Annotated in this window: 14 protein-coding genes and 1 riboswitch; of the genes, 3 read left to right on the top strand and 11 right to left on the bottom strand. The window is 72.8% G+C overall.

What is annotated here, in order from left to right; translation table 11 throughout:
- The first annotated feature begins 313 nt into the window (after nucleotides 1-313).
- Nucleotides 314-934 (top strand): hypothetical protein, encoded by a 621-nt coding sequence (locus tag AB0F77_RS06960; protein ID WP_361942703.1) that lies wholly within the window; start codon nucleotides 314-316, stop codon nucleotides 932-934.
- Nucleotides 935-1363: 429 nt separating this feature from the next.
- Nucleotides 1364-3223 carry an AAA family ATPase gene (locus AB0F77_RS06965; protein ID WP_361942706.1) on the top strand — a complete coding sequence of 620 codons (1860 nt, stop codon included), beginning with the start codon at nucleotides 1364-1366 and terminating at the stop codon, nucleotides 3221-3223.
- 157 nt (nucleotides 3224-3380) lie between these two features.
- Here AB0F77_RS06965 and AB0F77_RS06970 read toward each other — a convergent pair whose 3' ends face one another.
- From AB0F77_RS06970 to AB0F77_RS07015, 10 genes are all read right to left on the bottom strand, one after another.
- On the bottom strand, nucleotides 3381-4466 hold the full coding sequence (locus AB0F77_RS06970) for a hemolysin family protein (protein WP_361942709.1): 1086 nt from the start codon (nucleotides 4464-4466) through the stop codon (nucleotides 3381-3383).
- Nucleotides 4463-5797 (bottom strand): hemolysin family protein, encoded by a 1335-nt coding sequence (locus AB0F77_RS06975; protein ID WP_361942712.1) that lies wholly within the window; start codon nucleotides 5795-5797, stop codon nucleotides 4463-4465. The genes AB0F77_RS06970 and AB0F77_RS06975 overlap by 4 nt, the downstream gene beginning before the upstream one ends.
- 202 nt (nucleotides 5798-5999) lie before the next feature.
- Complete coding sequence (locus AB0F77_RS06980; RefSeq protein ID WP_361943473.1) at nucleotides 6000-6455, bottom strand: PH domain-containing protein; 456 nt, start codon at nucleotides 6453-6455, stop codon at nucleotides 6000-6002.
- A 23-nt stretch (nucleotides 6456-6478) separates the two neighbouring features.
- On the bottom strand, nucleotides 6479-7327 hold the full coding sequence (hisG, locus tag AB0F77_RS06985; RefSeq protein WP_361942715.1) for an ATP phosphoribosyltransferase: 849 nt from the start codon (nucleotides 7325-7327) through the stop codon (nucleotides 6479-6481).
- 58 nt (nucleotides 7328-7385) lie between these two features.
- Nucleotides 7386-7658, bottom strand: coding sequence for a phosphoribosyl-ATP diphosphatase (locus AB0F77_RS06990; RefSeq protein WP_361942718.1), 273 nt, complete (start codon nucleotides 7656-7658; stop codon nucleotides 7386-7388).
- A 34-nt stretch (nucleotides 7659-7692) separates the two neighbouring features.
- Nucleotides 7693-8178, bottom strand: a complete 486-nt coding sequence (ribH, locus tag AB0F77_RS06995) for a 6,7-dimethyl-8-ribityllumazine synthase (RefSeq protein ID WP_361942721.1) — start codon at nucleotides 8176-8178, stop codon at nucleotides 7693-7695.
- Nucleotides 8179-8208: 30 nt separating this feature from the next.
- A complete protein-coding gene (locus AB0F77_RS07000) occupies nucleotides 8209-9540 on the bottom strand; it encodes a bifunctional 3,4-dihydroxy-2-butanone-4-phosphate synthase/GTP cyclohydrolase II (protein WP_361942724.1) in 1332 nt (443 codons plus the stop codon).
- The gene (locus AB0F77_RS07005) at nucleotides 9537-10178 is read right to left on the bottom strand and encodes a nicotinamide mononucleotide transporter family protein (protein WP_361942727.1); all 642 of its coding nucleotides are present in this window, start codon (nucleotides 10176-10178) and stop codon (nucleotides 9537-9539) included. The genes AB0F77_RS07000 and AB0F77_RS07005 overlap by 4 nt, the downstream gene beginning before the upstream one ends.
- On the bottom strand, nucleotides 10175-10777 hold the full coding sequence (locus tag AB0F77_RS07010; protein ID WP_361942730.1) for a riboflavin synthase: 603 nt from the start codon (nucleotides 10775-10777) through the stop codon (nucleotides 10175-10177). Before AB0F77_RS07010 ends, AB0F77_RS07005 begins: the two co-directional genes overlap by 4 nt.
- A gap of 155 nt (nucleotides 10778-10932) precedes the next feature.
- Nucleotides 10933-11063: riboswitch (FMN riboswitch) on the bottom strand.
- A 279-nt stretch (nucleotides 11064-11342) separates the two neighbouring features.
- On the bottom strand, nucleotides 11343-12962 hold the full coding sequence (locus AB0F77_RS07015) for an ROK family transcriptional regulator (protein ID WP_361942733.1): 1620 nt from the start codon (nucleotides 12960-12962) through the stop codon (nucleotides 11343-11345).
- Nucleotides 12963-13105: 143 nt separating this feature from the next.
- On the opposite strand from AB0F77_RS07015, the gene AB0F77_RS07020 reads away from it, so the two are divergent.
- Nucleotides 13106-14329, top strand: a complete 1224-nt coding sequence (locus tag AB0F77_RS07020; protein WP_361942736.1) for an MFS transporter — start codon at nucleotides 13106-13108, stop codon at nucleotides 14327-14329.
- On the opposite strand, the gene AB0F77_RS07025 is transcribed toward AB0F77_RS07020, so the two are convergent.
- Nucleotides 14289-14747, bottom strand: coding sequence for a thioesterase family protein (locus AB0F77_RS07025; protein ID WP_361942739.1), 459 nt, complete (start codon nucleotides 14745-14747; stop codon nucleotides 14289-14291). The genes AB0F77_RS07020 and AB0F77_RS07025 overlap by 41 nt on opposite strands.
- Between the last annotated feature and the right edge of the window lie 277 nt (nucleotides 14748-15024).

The following is a 15024-nucleotide window of genomic DNA, read 5'->3' on the forward strand; positions in this document are numbered from 1 at the left end:
TCCGAGTCGGGTCCGGTGCGCGGCGGTTCGCGCCGGGGACGCGCTCCGGTGTCCCCGCGGCTCGCCCGCCGTGCGGTCGTGCGCCAACTATGCGGCAGGCGGCATGGCCCTGCCAGCACTTCGGCGGATGCCACGCCCGGCAATATTGGTCTCGTCCACTGGTGCCACCTGCGGCGGACCCGCGCACGACACCACGCGCCCGTGTCCCCGCCACCGGAGACCGTCACGGGGCGGACCTCGCCTGCCGGGGCACTAGAATCCCGCGCGGTCACACCGTCCTCGCTTCTCGCCCCTCACACCCCCGGGATCCGCCATGCACGCCCTCGCCGCCCGGCTGCGCCGGCTCGCTCCGTCCTGCGGGCCGGTCCGGCTGATCGGGGTGGACGGGCACGCGGGCTCCGGGAAGTCCACGTTCGCCGGGCGGTTGGCGGCGGCGCTGGACGGGGCGCCGGTGCTGCACCTCGACGACATCGCCAGTCATGACGCGCTCTTCGCCTGGACCGACCGGCTGCTCACCCAGGTGATCGAGCCGTTCGCCCGCGGTGCGGGCGCCGCCTACGAGCCGTACGACTGGCACGCGCGGCGCTTCGGCCCGCCCCGGGAACTGCCGCCCGCGCCGGTGGTCCTGGTCGAGGGCGTCGGCGCGGGCCGCCGCGCGCTGCGCCCGCACCTGGCGCGGCTGCTGTGGCTGGACCTGCCGCCCGAGGAGTCGTGGGCGCGGGGACGGCTGCGGGACGGCGCGGAACTGCGGGAGTTCTGGGACGAATGGGTCGAGGCGGAACGCAGGCACTTCGCCACGGACCCCGCACGGCCGTACGCCGACGATCTGGTGGTGCGGTCACGGGAGGGGTACGAGGTGCTGCCGGGACCCGGGAGAACGCCTGGACCGGACCAAGATGTCACCCACCGTGATGGACCGTCCGCTGTGTGCTGAACTTGTGAAGACTCCCGCGTGAGAAGTTGGTCCGGCGCTCCAACTCGGCTTGACCCGGGGGCCGTACAGGACTTACGTTCTGAATGAGCGGTTGCTTGGAACCGCCCAGAAACGCGAAGCCCCCGGTTGTTCCCCCGTGATCGGGGGCTTCGTTCTGCCCCGGCACACATTCCCGGGCGCCGCGCGCACCGATCCGTTCACCCTCGGTCACCGATCCCTGTGCGCCCCGTCTGCTCCCAGCTCCTCGAACGGCCCCTGTGACACCCCTTCGGTGCACGTCCACCCCACAGGTACGATGCCCTCGGTGCGACCTTCGGACGGCTGCTCAGCGCACCTGCAACTCCGGTCCGCGGCACAGCGGTTCGACCAAGGTGGCCGTCGGGGACCGCCCGGCGGCGAACCACGGGGGCACGGTTTGTGGGGGACGTGATGGACTTCGGCACGCAGGGCCCCGAGGCCCCGGCCGACCTCGCCTGGCTGCGAGGCGTGGACGCCTACACGATGGGCGCCTATCCGCAGGCGGAGGAGGAGTTCCGCGCCGCGGTGCGGATGGATCCCGGGATGGCCGACGCCTGGCTCGGGCTGCACGCGCTGCGCATCGACACGACGACCGCGCTGCTGCGGATGTTCCGGCACCGCGACCGCTTCGGCGAACAGCGCGCCCGGCACCGCCGCTCGCTGAACTCCTGGTACTGGCTGGGCTGGTGGGTGCAGCCGGTGCTGGAGAACCCGCGCGACCTGCTGCTGGCGCACGCCTCCCACTGGCTCGACGGACGACACGTGCCGGAGTTGGACCGGGCGCTCGCCGGGCTGCCGCCGATCGACACCGATCCGCAGGTCCGCTTTCTGCACGCCTGCCGGGCCTATCTCGTCAAGGACTGGGAACAGCTGGTCCGGCACACCGACTCGCTGATCAACGACGCCCTGCTGGGCATCGAGGCGGGACTGTTCGGCGGCATGGCGCGGGTCCGGCTGGAGATGTACGGGCAGGCCGAACCGCTGCTCGCGGCGGCCCTGATGCGCTGCCGCAGCGAGCAGCCGCAGCGCAAGGAACTGCGCTACTGGCTGGCGCGGGCGCACGAGGGCACCGGCCGCAGCGCCGCCGCCCTCCCCCTCTACCGGGCCGTGCACCGCGTGGACGCGGCGTTCATGGACACCGCGGCCCGGCTCGCCGCGATCGCCGAGGGCGACGGCTACGACGACACGGCCGACCTCGCCGCGATCACCCTCAGCGGGGCCGGGGACACCGTGGACGGCCCGGACGCCCTCGATCCGCTGTTCGGCACCGAGGGCCGTGATCTGCGGCTGCCCGAGACCGATCTGCCGCCCGTGGGGTCCCTGCCGCCGGTGCCCGATCCCGCGGTGCGCGAGAAGCTGATCGTGCCCTCACCGCTGCCGCCCGGGCCGACCGATGCCGCGTTACTCGAGGAGGCGCTCGCCGAACTGGAGCGCATGGTCGGGCTGGAGCCCGTGAAGCGCCAGGTCAAGGCGCTGTCCGCACAGTTGAACATGGCCCGGCTGCGGGCCGGTCAGGGGCTGCCCGTCCAGCCGCCCAAGCGCCACTTCGTCTTCTCCGGGCCGTCCGGGACCGGCAAGACCACCGTGGCCCGCATCCTCGGCCGGGTCTTCTACGCCCTGGGGCTGCTCGGCGGCGACCACCTCGTGGAGGCGCAGCGGGCGGACCTGGTCGGGGAGTACCTGGGGCAGACCGCGGTGAAGGCCAACGAGCTGATCGACTCCGCGCTGGGCGGGGTGCTGTTCGTGGACGAGGCGTACTCGCTGTCCAACTCCGGGTACGGCAAGGGGGACGCCTACGGGGACGAGGCGTTGCAGGTGCTGCTGAAGCGGGCCGAGGACAACCGGGACCATCTGGTGGTGATCCTCGCCGGGTACCCCGAGGGCATGGACCGGCTGCTGGCCGCCAATCCCGGTCTGTCGTCCCGCTTCACGACCCGCGTCGACTTCCCCTCGTACCGGCCGCTGGAGCTGACCTCGATCGGTGAGGTGCTCGCCGCGGAGAACGGGGACGCGTGGGACGAGGAGGCGCTGGACGAGCTGCGCTCCATCGCCGGGCACGTGGTCGACCAGGGGTGGATCGACGAGCTGGGCAACGGGCGGTTCCTGCGCACGCTGTACGAGAAGAGCTGCGCGTACCGCGATCTGCGGCTGTCGGGCTATCCGGGCCTGCTGACCCGCGACGACCTGGCGACGCTGCGGCTGCCCGATCTCATGCAGGCGTACGGGGAGGTCCTGTCGGGCCGGGGGCCGCAGGACCCGCCGGGAGTGTGACCGCGGGCGGCGACCGAGCGGCGGCGACCGGACCGTCGGCGTGGACGGTGTCGCCGCCGCACTCCGGGCGCCGCCGGGCGCGGGCCGCAGCCGTGCCCTCCCCCGGCGCCCGGATCCGCGCGTGTCCTCCCCTGCCCGGCCCCCGTCCCCGCGGCGCTCAGCCCGCGAGGGCCTGCTCCGGCTCCCCGCTCGATCTCGGCTCCGCGACCCGCGGTACCGGCGCGTCGCGGTGGGCCGGGTCCGTGACCTCGCCGACCAGCAGTTCCAGGACGTCCTCCAGGGCGACCAGGCCGAGCACCCGGCCGGAGGCGTCGGCGACCTGGGCCAGGTGGGTGGCCGCCCGGCGCATCACCGTGAGGGCGTCGTCCAGCGGGAGTTCGGCGCGCAGCGTCGTCATGGGGCGCCAGATCTGCTGCGGCACCGCCCGCTGCGAGTCCTCCAGGTCGAGGACGTCCTTCACGTGCAGATAGCCCATGAAGGCGCCCTTCTCCGTCGCCACCGGGAAACGGGAGTAGCCGGTGCGGGCGGTCAGCTCGACGATCTGGCCCGGTGTCACCGACGGCGGCACCGTCACCAGCGACTCGCGCTTGAGGAGCACGTCGGTGACCGGGTGCGAGCCCAGCTCCAGTGCGTCCTCCAGGCGCTCCTGCTCCTCCGGGCCGAGCAGGCCGGCCTGGCCGGAGTCCTCCACGAGGCGGTTGAGCTGCTCACTTGTGAAGACGGCCTCGACCTCGTCCTTGGGCTCCACGCGGAACAGCCGCAGGATGCCCTGGGCACAGGCGCCGAGCGCCACGGTGATCGGCCGGCACAGCCGGGCGAAGGCGACCAGGCCGGGGCTCAGCCACAGCGCGGCCTTCTCCGGCGCGGCCATCGCCAGGTTCTTCGGCACCATCTCACCGATGACCAGGTGGAAGAAGACCACCGCGGCGAGGGCTATGACGTACCCGAGGGGGTGGATCATGCCCTCAGGCAGATGCATCCACTCGAACACCGGCTCCAGCAGGTGCGCCACGGTCGGCTCGGCGACCGCGCCCAGCGTCAGGGAGCACACGGTGATGCCGAACTGGGCCGCGGCCATCATCTGCGGCAGCCGCTCCAGGCCGTACAGCACCTGGCGGGCCCGGGCGGTGCCGAGCGGTTCGATCTGGCTGCGGCGCACCGACACGAGGGCGAACTCGGCGCCCACGAAGAAGCCGTTGGCGAGCACCAGGAGCGCGGCGAAGACGAGTTGGAGCAGGCTCATCGGACCGCCTCCGGGACGGGGGCCACGGGGGCGGTGCGCACGAGCCGGACGCGCTCGGCGCGGTAGTGGCCGACCTGGCGCACGGACAGCCGCCAGCCGGGCAGCTCGGCCCGGTCGCCGGGGGCCGGGATGCGGCCGAGGAGATCAGCGACGAGGCCGGCGACGGTCTCGTACGGCCCCTCGGGCACCTCAAGACCTATCCGCTTGAGGACGTCGACGCGGCAGCCGCCGTCCACGTCCCAGGCGGGCCTGCCGTCCTCCGGCGGGGCCACGGCGAGTTCGGGGAGGTCCTGGCCGTCGTGCTCGTCGCGGACCTCGCCGACGAGTTCCTCGACGATGTCCTCCAGGGTGACCACGCCCGCCGTGCCGCCGTACTCGTCGACGACGACCGCGATGGGCTGTTCGCTGCGCAGCCGGGCCAGCAGGGGCTGCACGGGCAGCGTCTCGGGGACGAGCAGCGCCGGGTGCGCGATCCGGCCGACGGGGGTGCGCAGCCGGTCGTGCACCGGGACGGCCAGGGCGTCCTTGAGGTGGGCCATGCCGACGATCTCGTCGATCTTGTCCCGGTAGACCGGGAAGCGGGACAGTCCGGTGGCCCTCGTGAGGTTGACGACATCCTCGGCGGTCGCGGACGCCTGGAGGGCGCTGACCTTCACGCGTGGGGTCATGACGTGCTGCGCGGTCAGCTCGCCCAGGGAGAGCGTCCGCACGAACAGGTCCGCCGTGTCCTGCTCCAGGGCGCCGGCCCGCGCGGAGTGGCGGGCCAGGGAGACCAGTTCGCCCGGGGTGCGGGCGGAGGCCAGTTCCTCGGCGGGCTCCACGCCCAGGGCGCGCACCAGCCGGTTGGCGACCGTGTTGAGCGCGGCGATCACCGGGCGGAACAGCAGGGCGAAGCGGTGCTGGGGGCCGGCGACGAAGCGGGCCACGGTCAGCGGCTTGGACACCGCCCAGTTCTTGGGCACGAGTTCGCCGACGACCATCTGGATCGCGGAGGCCAGCAGCATGCCGACGACCACGGCGACACCGGAGACGGCGCCGTCGGGAATGCCGATCGCGGCGAACGGGCCGGACAGCAGCCGCGCGAGGGCGGGTTCGGCGAGCATGCCGACGACGAGGGAGGTGATGGTGATGCCGAGCTGGGTCCCGGAGAGCTGGAAGGACAGCTCCTTGAGGGACTCGACGACCGTACGGGCACGTTTGTCGCCCTCGGCCGCGGCCTTCTCGGCGTCGGCGCGTTCGACGGTGACGAGGCCGAACTCGGCCGCCACGAAGAAGCCGTTGGCGAGGATCAGCACGAAGGCGGCTGCGAGCAGCAGCAACGGGGTGGTCATGATGCCGCCGCCTCGGTATGTCGGGAGGGGGCGGCGCAGGTACTACAGGACGATCCGTCCATCGCTGGAGGGAATCACTCCTCGGGTAGCAGGAAGCCTCTGAGGGCCGGCGGGACGACAGAGGCGGAGGCGTCGTGCGAACGCCTCCGCCAACAGGTTAATCAAGACAGGGGCCCGGAGGGCAGAGTGGCCACCGCCACACTCAGCCGCGGGGCCGCTCCGGGTCCCCGATCGAGCGGGCCTCGGCGAGGGCGCGCAGGGCCCGGGCGTCGGCGACGGCGCGCTCCCGGGCGATGCCCGGCTGGATGCCGAGCGCGGGCAGGCTGGTGCCGTCGCTGAGGTTGAGGAACACCCAGGGGTCGCCGGCGCGCAGGTTCACCTGAAGGATCTCCGCCCACTCCAGCCGTCTGCGGCTCACGATGTTGACGACGGTGACCCCGGTCTCGTCGGCGACGACCCTCACCCGGGCGAGCTGGGCCAGCACCCACAGGATCAGGGCCCCGGTGACGACGAAGCTGAGCCGCTCCCCCGGGCCGAGCTGCTCCAGGAGCATCGCGACCCCGGAGACGACCAGGAAGATCACGACGCCCGCGGTGAGCAGCACGGCGCGGGTGCGGCCCGGCCGGAAGGTGACGGGCAGGGCGGGGAGGTCGGGCAGGTCCGACATGGTCGTGCGGTCCCTCAGAGGCGGCAGGCGTGGATGGCCGTGGTCAGGATGGCGCGGGCGCCGATGGCGTAGAGGTCGTCCATGATGCGCTGCGCGTCCTTGGCGGGGACCATGGCGCGCACGGCGACCCAGCCCTCGTTGTGCAGCGGGGAGATGGTGGGGCCTTCGAGGCCGGGGGTGATGGCGACGGCCGCTTCGAGGTGCTCGGCGCGGCAGTCGTAGTCCATCATCACGTACGTCCGGGCCACCAGGACGCCCTGGAGGCGGCGCAGGAACTGCTCGACCTTGGGCGCCTCGGTGTCCGCGCCGGTGCGGCGGACCACGATCGCCTCGGACCGCATGATGGGCTCGCCGATGACCTCCAGGCCGGCGTTGCGCAGCGAGGTGCCGGTCTCCACGACGTCGGCGATGACCTCGGCGACCCCGAGTTCGATGGCCGTCTCGACGGCGCCGTCGAGGTGGACGACGGAGGCGTCGATGCCGTTGTCGGCGAGGTGCTTGGCGACGATGCCCTCGTAGGAGGTGGCGACCGTCTTGCCGTCGAGGTCGGCGACGCCGCCGGCCGTGCCGGGCTTGGTGGCGTAGCGGAAGGTGGAGCGGGCGAAGCCGAGGGGCAGGATCTCCTCGGCGTTGGCGCCGGAGTCGATGAGCAGGTCGCGGCCGGTGATGCCGATGTCGAGCCGCCCGGAGGACACGTAGATCGCGATGTCGCGGGGGCGGAGGTAGAAGAACTCGACCTCGTTCGCCGGGTCGACGATGCGCAGTTCCTTGGACTCGCGGCGCTGCTGGTAGCCGGCCTCATGCAGCATGTCCGCCGCAGGGCCGGACAGGGAACCCTTGTTGGGGACGGCGATGCGCAGCATGAGGTCGGCTTCCTTTGCTCGTTCTGGCTTCTCGGTGCGGGCGGTGCGGGGGTACGGCTCAGAGGTGGGCGTAGACGTCGTCCAGGGTGATGCCGCGGGCGACCATCATCACCTGGACGTGGTAGAGCAGCTGCGAGATCTCCTCGGCGGCCGCTTCCTTGCCCTCGTACTCGGCGGCCATCCAGACCTCGGCGGCCTCTTCGACGACCTTCTTGCCGATGGCATGGACGCCCTTCCCGACCAGTTCCGCGGTGCGGGAGGAGGCGGGATCGCCGTGGGCGGCCTTGTGCTGGAGCTCGGTGAAGAGCTCCTCGAACGTCTTCTTGGACATGGTGGTCCTTACCCTACGCGGTCCGGCCGGTACCTCAGCGCCAGGGTTCGGACACCGAGCGGAGCGTGACCGCCGTGGACACGGCGGCGGTGACCGCCTCGTGGCCCTTGTCCTCGGTGGAGCCGGGCAGACCGGCCCGGTCGAGGGCCTGCTCCTCGGTGTCACAGGTGAGGACGCCGAAGCCGACCGGGACGCCGGTCTCGACGGAGACCTGGGTGAGGCCCTGGGTGACGCCCTGGCACACGTAGTCGAAGTGCGGGGTCCCGCCGCGCACGACGACACCGAGGGCGACCACCGCGTCGTAGCCGCGCCCGGCGAGGACCTTGGCGGCGACCGGCAGTTCGAAGCTGCCGGGGACCCGGATCAGGGTCGGCTCGTCGATGCCGAGGTCGCGCAGTGCGCGCAGGGCGCCGTCGACGAGGCCGTCCATCACCTTCTCGTGCCACTGTGCCGCGATGACGGCGACCCTGAGGTCCCGCGCGTCCCGTACGGACAGTTCCGGTGCACCCTTGCCGCTCACGTCTCTCCTTCGTGCTTCCGTGCTTCGTGTCTACTGGTTGGCGCAGGCGGACACCGCTTCGGTGTCCAGCCAGGGCAGGTCGTGGCCCATCCGGTCCCGCTTGGTGCGCAGGTAGCGGAGGTTGTGCTCGCCGGCCTCGACGGCCATCGGCTCCCGGCCGGTGACCTTGAGGCCGTGGCGCAGCAGGGCGTCGGTCTTGGCGGGGTTGTTGGTCATCAGGCGCACGCTGCGCACACCGAGGTCGGCGAGGATGCGCGCGCCGGCGCCGTAGTCGCGGGCGTCCGCGGGCAGGCCGAGTTCGAGGTTGGCGTCGAGCGTGTCGCGGCCGCGCTCCTGGAGTTCGTACGCCCGCATCTTGGACAGCAGTCCGATGCCGCGCCCCTCGTGGCCGCGCAGGTAGACGACGACGCCGCGGCCCTCCTCCTGGACGCGCGCCAGGGAGGCGTCGAGCTGGGGGCCGCAGTCGCAGCGGGAGGAGCCGAAGACGTCGCCGGTGAGGCATTCGGAGTGGACGCGGACCAGGACGTCCTCGCCGTCCCCGAGGTCGCCGTGGACGAGGGCGACGTGTTCGACGCCGTCGGTGGTGGAGCGGTAGCCGTAGGCCGTGAACGTGCCGTGTTCGGTGGGCAGGTTGACCTCGGCCTCGCGGAGCACGACGGGCTCGGACGGGGCCGCGGGCTCCGTCTGGTCGAGCGGGGTCGGGACCGTGCGGGCGCGGCGGTAGGCGATCAGGTCCTCGATGGAGATGATCGTCAGGCCGTGCTTGCGGGCGAACGGGACGAGTTCGGGCAGGCGCAGCATGTGGCCGTCCTCGCCGGCGATCTCGACGATGGCGCCGGCCGGGCGCAGTCCCGCGAGGCGGGCGAGGTCGACGGCGGCCTCGGTGTGGCCGTTGCGCACGAGGACGCCGCCGGGCCGGGCGCGCAGCGGGAAGACGTGGCCGGGGCGCACGAGGTCTCCGGGTTCGGCGGTGCCGCCCGCGAGGACCTTGAGCGTGGTGGCGCGGTCGGCGGCGGAGATGCCGGTGGTGACGCCGTGGGCGGGCGAGGCGTCGACGGAGACGGTGAACGCGGTCTTCATGGACTCGGTGTTGTCCTCGACCATCTGCGGGAGCCGCAGCCGGTCGAGTTCGTCGCCCTCCATGGGCGCGCAGATCAGACCGCGGCACTCGCTCATCATGAAGGCGACGATCTCGGGGGTCGCCTTCTCCGCGGCGATGACGAGGTCGCCCTCGTTCTCGCGGTCCTCGTCGTCGACGACCACGACGGGGCGGCCCGCGGCGATGTCGGCGACGGCCTGTTCGACGGGGTCGAGGCCGAGGTCGTCGAGGGGTGTGCCGTAGAGGATCGATGCCGCTGTCATGCGGGCGCTCCTTCCAGGACGGGCCGCGCGCCGTCGCGGGAGCGCAGCCACCAGTCGCGCATGCCCCACAGGACGAGCGCGCCGTAGATGACGTAGACGAAGCCGGAGAAGGCGTAGCCGTTGGCGAAGTTGAGGGGGACGCCGACGGCGTCGACGAGCAGCCAGGCGATCCAGAACTCGACCATGCCGCGGGCCTGCGCGTACATGGCGACGACGGTGCCGACGAAGATGTAGGCGTCGGGCCAGGGGTCCCAGGACAGGGACGGGTACGCCGTGAAGAGGAGGGCGACGGCGACGGTTCCGGCGGCCGCGGCGGCGAGCATGGCGCCGCGCTCGCGCCAGGTGGCGAAGCGGACGACGACGTGTCCGTCGGCGCCCCGGCCCCGGTCGCGGTTCCACTGCCACCAGCCGTACAGCGCGACGACCATGACGACGGCCTGTTTGCCGGCGCTGCCCGTCAAGTGGCCGAAGAACGCGCCGAAGAGGACGAGTCCGGCGAGGAACTGGACGGGCCAGGTCCACATGGAGCGGCGCCAGCCGAGGGCGAGGGCGATCAGGCCGAAGATGTTGCCGATCATGTCGGACCAGAGGATGTGCTGGCCGAACAGGGCGAACGCCTCGGAGTTGAGCTGGTTCACCGGTCGGCCCCCCGGCTGCCCAGCAGCCGCTCGACGTACTTGGCGACGACGTCGACCTCCAGGTTGACCGGGTCGCCGGGCTGCTTGTGGCCGAGGGTGGTCAGGCCGAGGGTGGTGGGGATGAGGCTGACGGTGAAGTGGTCGGGGCCGGCCTCGACGACGGTGAGGCTGATGCCGTCGACGGTGATGGAGCCCTTCTCCACGACGTAGCGGGAGAGGTCCGCGGGGAGCGAGACCTTGACGATCTCCCAGTTGTCGGAGGGGGTGCGCGCGAGCACCTCGCCGGTGCCGTCCACGTGGCCCTGCACGATGTGTCCGCCGAGGCGCGCGCCCACGGCCATGGGGCGTTCGAGGTTGACGCGGGAGCCGACGGCGAGGACGCCGAGGCTGGAACGCTTCAGCGTCTCTTCCATGACGTCGGCGGTGAACTCGTCGCCCTCGTGTTCCACGACGGTGAGACAGACCCCGTTCACGGCGATGGAGTCGCCGTGCTGCGCGCCCTCGGTGACGACGGGTCCGCGGAGCCGGAAACGAGAGGCGTCGCCGAGGTTCTCGACGGCGGTGACCTCACCCAGCTCTTCGACGATTCCGGTGAACACTTCCCGGGTCCTCCTGCCTCATTCGGGCACGGACTCCGGGGCCTGTCGATGACGACAGAGTGAAACGGGCGAGGACACCGGGGACGACAACGCCGGACGGGACCCGTCCGGACGGACGAGCCCCAGAGACGGCGGCGCGCACACGTGCCCGCCCGCCGCGCACTGCCTCCCATCCGGACTTTAACCGTCGGTCCAGGAATTTCACCTGGTCAACCGGTCGCTGGAAGCGATCGGGTCGCGGACTGTAACCGCCGGTTCGGAGTTTCACCGACCCCGGAGTGCGCTGCTTCTGGTACGGCCAGTGTGCCACGCCGGTCCCCGATCCCGACAGACGAGCCGTGTGGGGTGGCTCACAGCCGTTGCCGCCGGGGTTCCCAGACGGGGCGTCGGATGCTCAACTCCCGTGACAGAAGGGGATCTTGACTGGCGTCCGATCTATTGACCGGAGTGGTCTAGTCCTTTTACTGTTCGAGCGGGCCCGGCGGCGGTGACGACGGCCCTTGCCCGCCGTCGGGCCTCCAGAACCTCCACGGAGGTTCTGGCAGGGCTCGGCACACCTCCCACGTCATCTCTCCGGCGGGGCGAACAACTCCTCCTGGGCGCGTTCCCGCGCCGTCAGCAGCGCTCCGCGCAGCACCGCCGCACCGCCGAGACCGCCCGCGCGGACCTCCGTGCGCAGCGGCGACATACGGCGGACCCGCGCCCCGACCAGCGCGGCGAGTGCCTCTCCCCCGGCCTCTCCGACCTCGCCCCCGAGCACCACGCACCCGGGGTCGAGCACGGCCACGACGGAGGCGACCCCGATGGCGACCCGCTCGGCGAACTCATCGAGAAAGGCCCGAGCCCGAACGGCATCAACACCGGCCCCGATCCCGCCGAAGCCCCTCTCCGCCCCGCCCGACGGCACCGCCCCGCCCTCGACGCCGCCCGCCAAGACCTCCGATGACTCACGCAGACCGCTCCCGCGCTCCGGGGGTTCGCCTGACACCCCGAAGAACACACCGTCCCCACCGGAGCCCCCGGCCGGTCCGGCTGGGTCCGCCGCACCACCGGCGGCACGAACGGGCCCCTCCGAAGACTCCGCCACACCATCGGGCAGCCCCGTCGACCCACCGGACCGAACCTCGCCACCGCCCGGAACCTCCGGTCCGGCGGGCGAGACTGCCGGCCGGGCGGCCGAACCCACCGGCCCGGCGGCCGAGTGGCCGGCGCCCCCGGGCCGGGACCCCACGGCGCCGGACGGGCCTTCCGGCGCCGTCGGGGACGGTGCCGGCGGTGCCGTGGGCATGGTCGTCAGCGCCGCGCGGAGCACCGCCGCCGCTGCCGGGCCGTCGCCGTTCGGGTCGGTGGGAAGGCCGTGGGCGGTGGCCAGGGCGGCGATCGCCGCCGCGCCCGCCAGGGAGTGGAAGCCGCCCTCGCAGTCCGTGGCCGCCGGCAGGCCGCTCGTCGCCGGGACCGGCAGGAAGCCGATCTCGCCCGTGCCGCCGGAGGCACCGCGGCGCAGATGGCCGTCCAGGACGACCGCGGCGCCCGTGCCGTGCCCCAGCCACAGCAGGACGAACGTGTCGCGGTCCCGGGCGGCGCCCTCCCGCTGCTCGGCCAGCGCGGCGAGGTTGGTCTCGTTCTCGACCGTGACCCGCGACTCGGGGAACCGTTCCTGGAGCGCGGCGACCAGCCGCCGGTGCCAGGCGGGCAGCCCGCCGGAGTCGCGCAGCTCCCCCGTCGCCGGGTCGATGAGCCCCGGCGCGCCGATGCCGACGGTGTGCAGCCGGTCGGCCCCGGCCTCCTTCGCGACGCGCTCGACGAGCGTCACCGCCTGCTCGACCGCGGGCCCGGTCCCGGTGTCCCCGCCGATCGGCACGGACGCCTCGGCGAGCACCCGCCCCAGCAGATCGGAGACGAGTACGGAGACGCTCTCGGTGCGGACGTCGAGCGCGGCGAGATGCGCGCGGTCGGCGACGATGCCGTAGAGCCGCGCGTTGGGCCCCCGGCGCTGCTCGCCCGACTCGCCGACCACGGTGATGAACCCGGCGGCGGCGAGCCGTTCGACGAGGTCGGCGACCGTGGGCCGGGACAACCCCGTGAGCTGCTTCAACTGCCCTGCCGTGAGCGGGCCTTCCTCTTGCAGCAACCGGAGGGCGAGCCGGTCGTTGATGGCCCGGGCGGTGCTCGGTGATGCGGGCATGACGGGAATCCTCCCAGATCGGCGCAGCCCCCGGCCGCCTGGAGCGGCCGTAAAACCATCTATCTATCAGGCAGGGTCCCTGATAGTTTACGGCGGTCGGCGGGGCACGCATCGGGTGACGACACCCGGGGAGGGGCTGGACCATGAGTGACGTGGGTTACGAGGAGCACGCCGTGAGACGTGCGCGGTACGCCGTGGCGGCGGTGTTCGCCGTGCACGGCGCCGTCACGGGCTCGTTCGCGACCCGGGTCCCGTGGGTCCAGGACCACGCGTCGCTGAGCGCCGGGCAGTTGGGCTTCGCGCTGGCGTTCACGGCGCTCGGCGCCTCGTGCGCGATGCCGCTCGCCGGCCGGATCAGCCACCGCTTCGGCAGCCGCACGGCGCTGCGCTGGCTGATGGCCATGTGGACGCTGTCCCTGGTGCTGCCGGGGCTCGCGCCGAACCTCTACACGCTGTGCCTGGCGATGTTCGTCTACGGCGCGAGCTCGGGCACGGCCGACGTCGTGATGAACGCGCTGGGCGTCGAGGTCGAGCGGCGGCTCGGCAAGTCGATCATGTCGGGCCTTCACGGCATGTGGAGCGGGGGCGCGCTGATCGGCTCGGCGGCCGGAACGCTCGCCGCGCACCTGGGCTCGGACGCGCGGCTGCACTTCGCGCTCGCGGCGGCCGTACTGACCGTGCTGGGTGTGCTGACGGCGGGCCAGGTGCTGGACGTGCAGCCCGCAAAGGACGAGGAGCCGCCGCCGCGGTTCGCGCTGCCGCCGAGGTCGGCGCTGCTGATCGGCGCGGTCGGCTTCTGCGCGGTGTTCGCCGAGGGCGCCAGCCTGGACTGGTCGGCGGTGTTCCTGCGGGACCGGCTGGAGAGCTCGGCGGGGCTCGCCGCCGCGTCGACGACGGGCTTCATGCTGACGATGGCGGTGGCGCGGATCGCCGGGGACGCGGTGGTCGACCGGTTCGGCGCGGTGCGCACGGTGCGCGCGGGCGGTGTCCTGGCCGTGTGCGGCGGACTGCTGATCGTGGTCGCGGGGCACCCCGCGGTGGCGATGGCCGGATTCGCGCTGATGGGCCTCGGCATCGCGGTGGTCGTCCCGCTCTGCTTCGCTGCGGCCGGGCACAGCGGCCCCAATCCGAGCCAGGCGATCGCGGGCGTGGCGACGATCACGTACACCTCGGGTCTGGTCGCTCCGAGCCTGATCGGCGGGGTGGCCCAAGCGACCAGTCTGATGGTGTCGTTCTGCCTGGTGAGCGTGTTGGCCGGCGGGATCGTGGTGTTCGCGGGCGTGCTGCGGCCGGGTGAGCGGCGCGGCCGGGGCGACCGGGACGGGGTCAGCCGGCAGGCCGCAGCAGTTCCCGGCCCGCGGCCCTGAACTCCTCGCTCCACGGGGCGGGGCGCAGGGTGGCCGGGTCCAGCCTGACCAGGACGCGGCTGCCGTGCGCGTGGGTCAGCGCGCCGTCGGCCGAGCAGAAGCGGAAGCCGTAGGTCAGGCCGGTGGTGCCGAGCCGTTCCAGCCAGAGGTGGACGGCGTGGCCTCCCGGCCTGGTCACCGGCGCCTCGTAGGTGATGCGGAGTTCCTTGACGGCGGTGCAGGCGTCGCCGGCCGCCGCCCAGTCCCCCTCGAACCGGAAGCCGTGCCCCTGCCACAGCGCGGCCCAGGCGCGCTCGACCATCAGCGGATACCGGGCGTTGTGCAGCAGACCGAGCGCGTCGAGGTCGTCGAAGTGGACCGTGACGGGAATCAGCCTGCCGTACGGGAGGGCAGGGGCGGAGGGGGCTTCAGCGGTCACGGAGGAACTCCTGGACGTCGCCTGCGGAGTGCGGGGCACACGGAACGCGCCCATTCTAAGCGATCGCTCAGCCCCACCGGGCGGGAAGCCCCTGGTCAGCCCGCCGGTGGGACGGACCGGTACCCGTGACAATGGTCCGGACCAAGCCACCCCTGCTGGACGAGGGCACGTCCACCTACGACACGGAACGGACCACCGAGTCCTAGGGCCGGCCCGCCGTCCTGGGTCTGGTCCGGCGTCCTGGGGCCGGTCCGGTGATTCCCGGCGGGTCCGGGCC

This window comes from Streptomyces sp. NPDC026672, assembly GCF_040638185.1.
In the GTDB taxonomy this organism is placed as follows: Bacteria; Actinomycetota; Actinomycetes; order Streptomycetales; family Streptomycetaceae; genus Streptomyces.

Excerpts from the sequence above, each read along its gene's own strand:
- AB0F77_RS06960 (WP_361942703.1), top strand. The coding sequence starts at position 314 with ATGCACGCCCTCGCCGCCCGGCTGCGCCGGCTCGCTCCGTCCTGCGGG.
- AB0F77_RS06965 (WP_361942706.1), top strand. The coding sequence starts at position 1,364 with ATGGACTTCGGCACGCAGGGCCCCGAGGCCCCGGCCGACCTCGCCTGG.
- AB0F77_RS06970 (WP_361942709.1), bottom strand. The coding sequence starts at position 4,466 with ATGAGCCTGCTCCAACTCGTCTTCGCCGCGCTCCTGGTGCTCGCCAAC.
- AB0F77_RS06975 (WP_361942712.1), bottom strand. The coding sequence starts at position 5,797 with ATGACCACCCCGTTGCTGCTGCTCGCAGCCGCCTTCGTGCTGATCCTC.
- hisG (WP_361942715.1), bottom strand. The coding sequence starts at position 7,327 with ATGCTGCGCATCGCCGTCCCCAACAAGGGTTCCCTGTCCGGCCCTGCG.
- AB0F77_RS06990 (WP_361942718.1), bottom strand. The coding sequence starts at position 7,658 with ATGTCCAAGAAGACGTTCGAGGAGCTCTTCACCGAGCTCCAGCACAAG.
- AB0F77_RS07000 (WP_361942724.1), bottom strand. The coding sequence starts at position 9,540 with ATGACAGCGGCATCGATCCTCTACGGCACACCCCTCGACGACCTCGGC.
- AB0F77_RS07015 (WP_361942733.1), bottom strand. The coding sequence starts at position 12,962 with ATGCCCGCATCACCGAGCACCGCCCGGGCCATCAACGACCGGCTCGCC.
- AB0F77_RS07020 (WP_361942736.1), top strand. The coding sequence starts at position 13,106 with ATGAGTGACGTGGGTTACGAGGAGCACGCCGTGAGACGTGCGCGGTAC.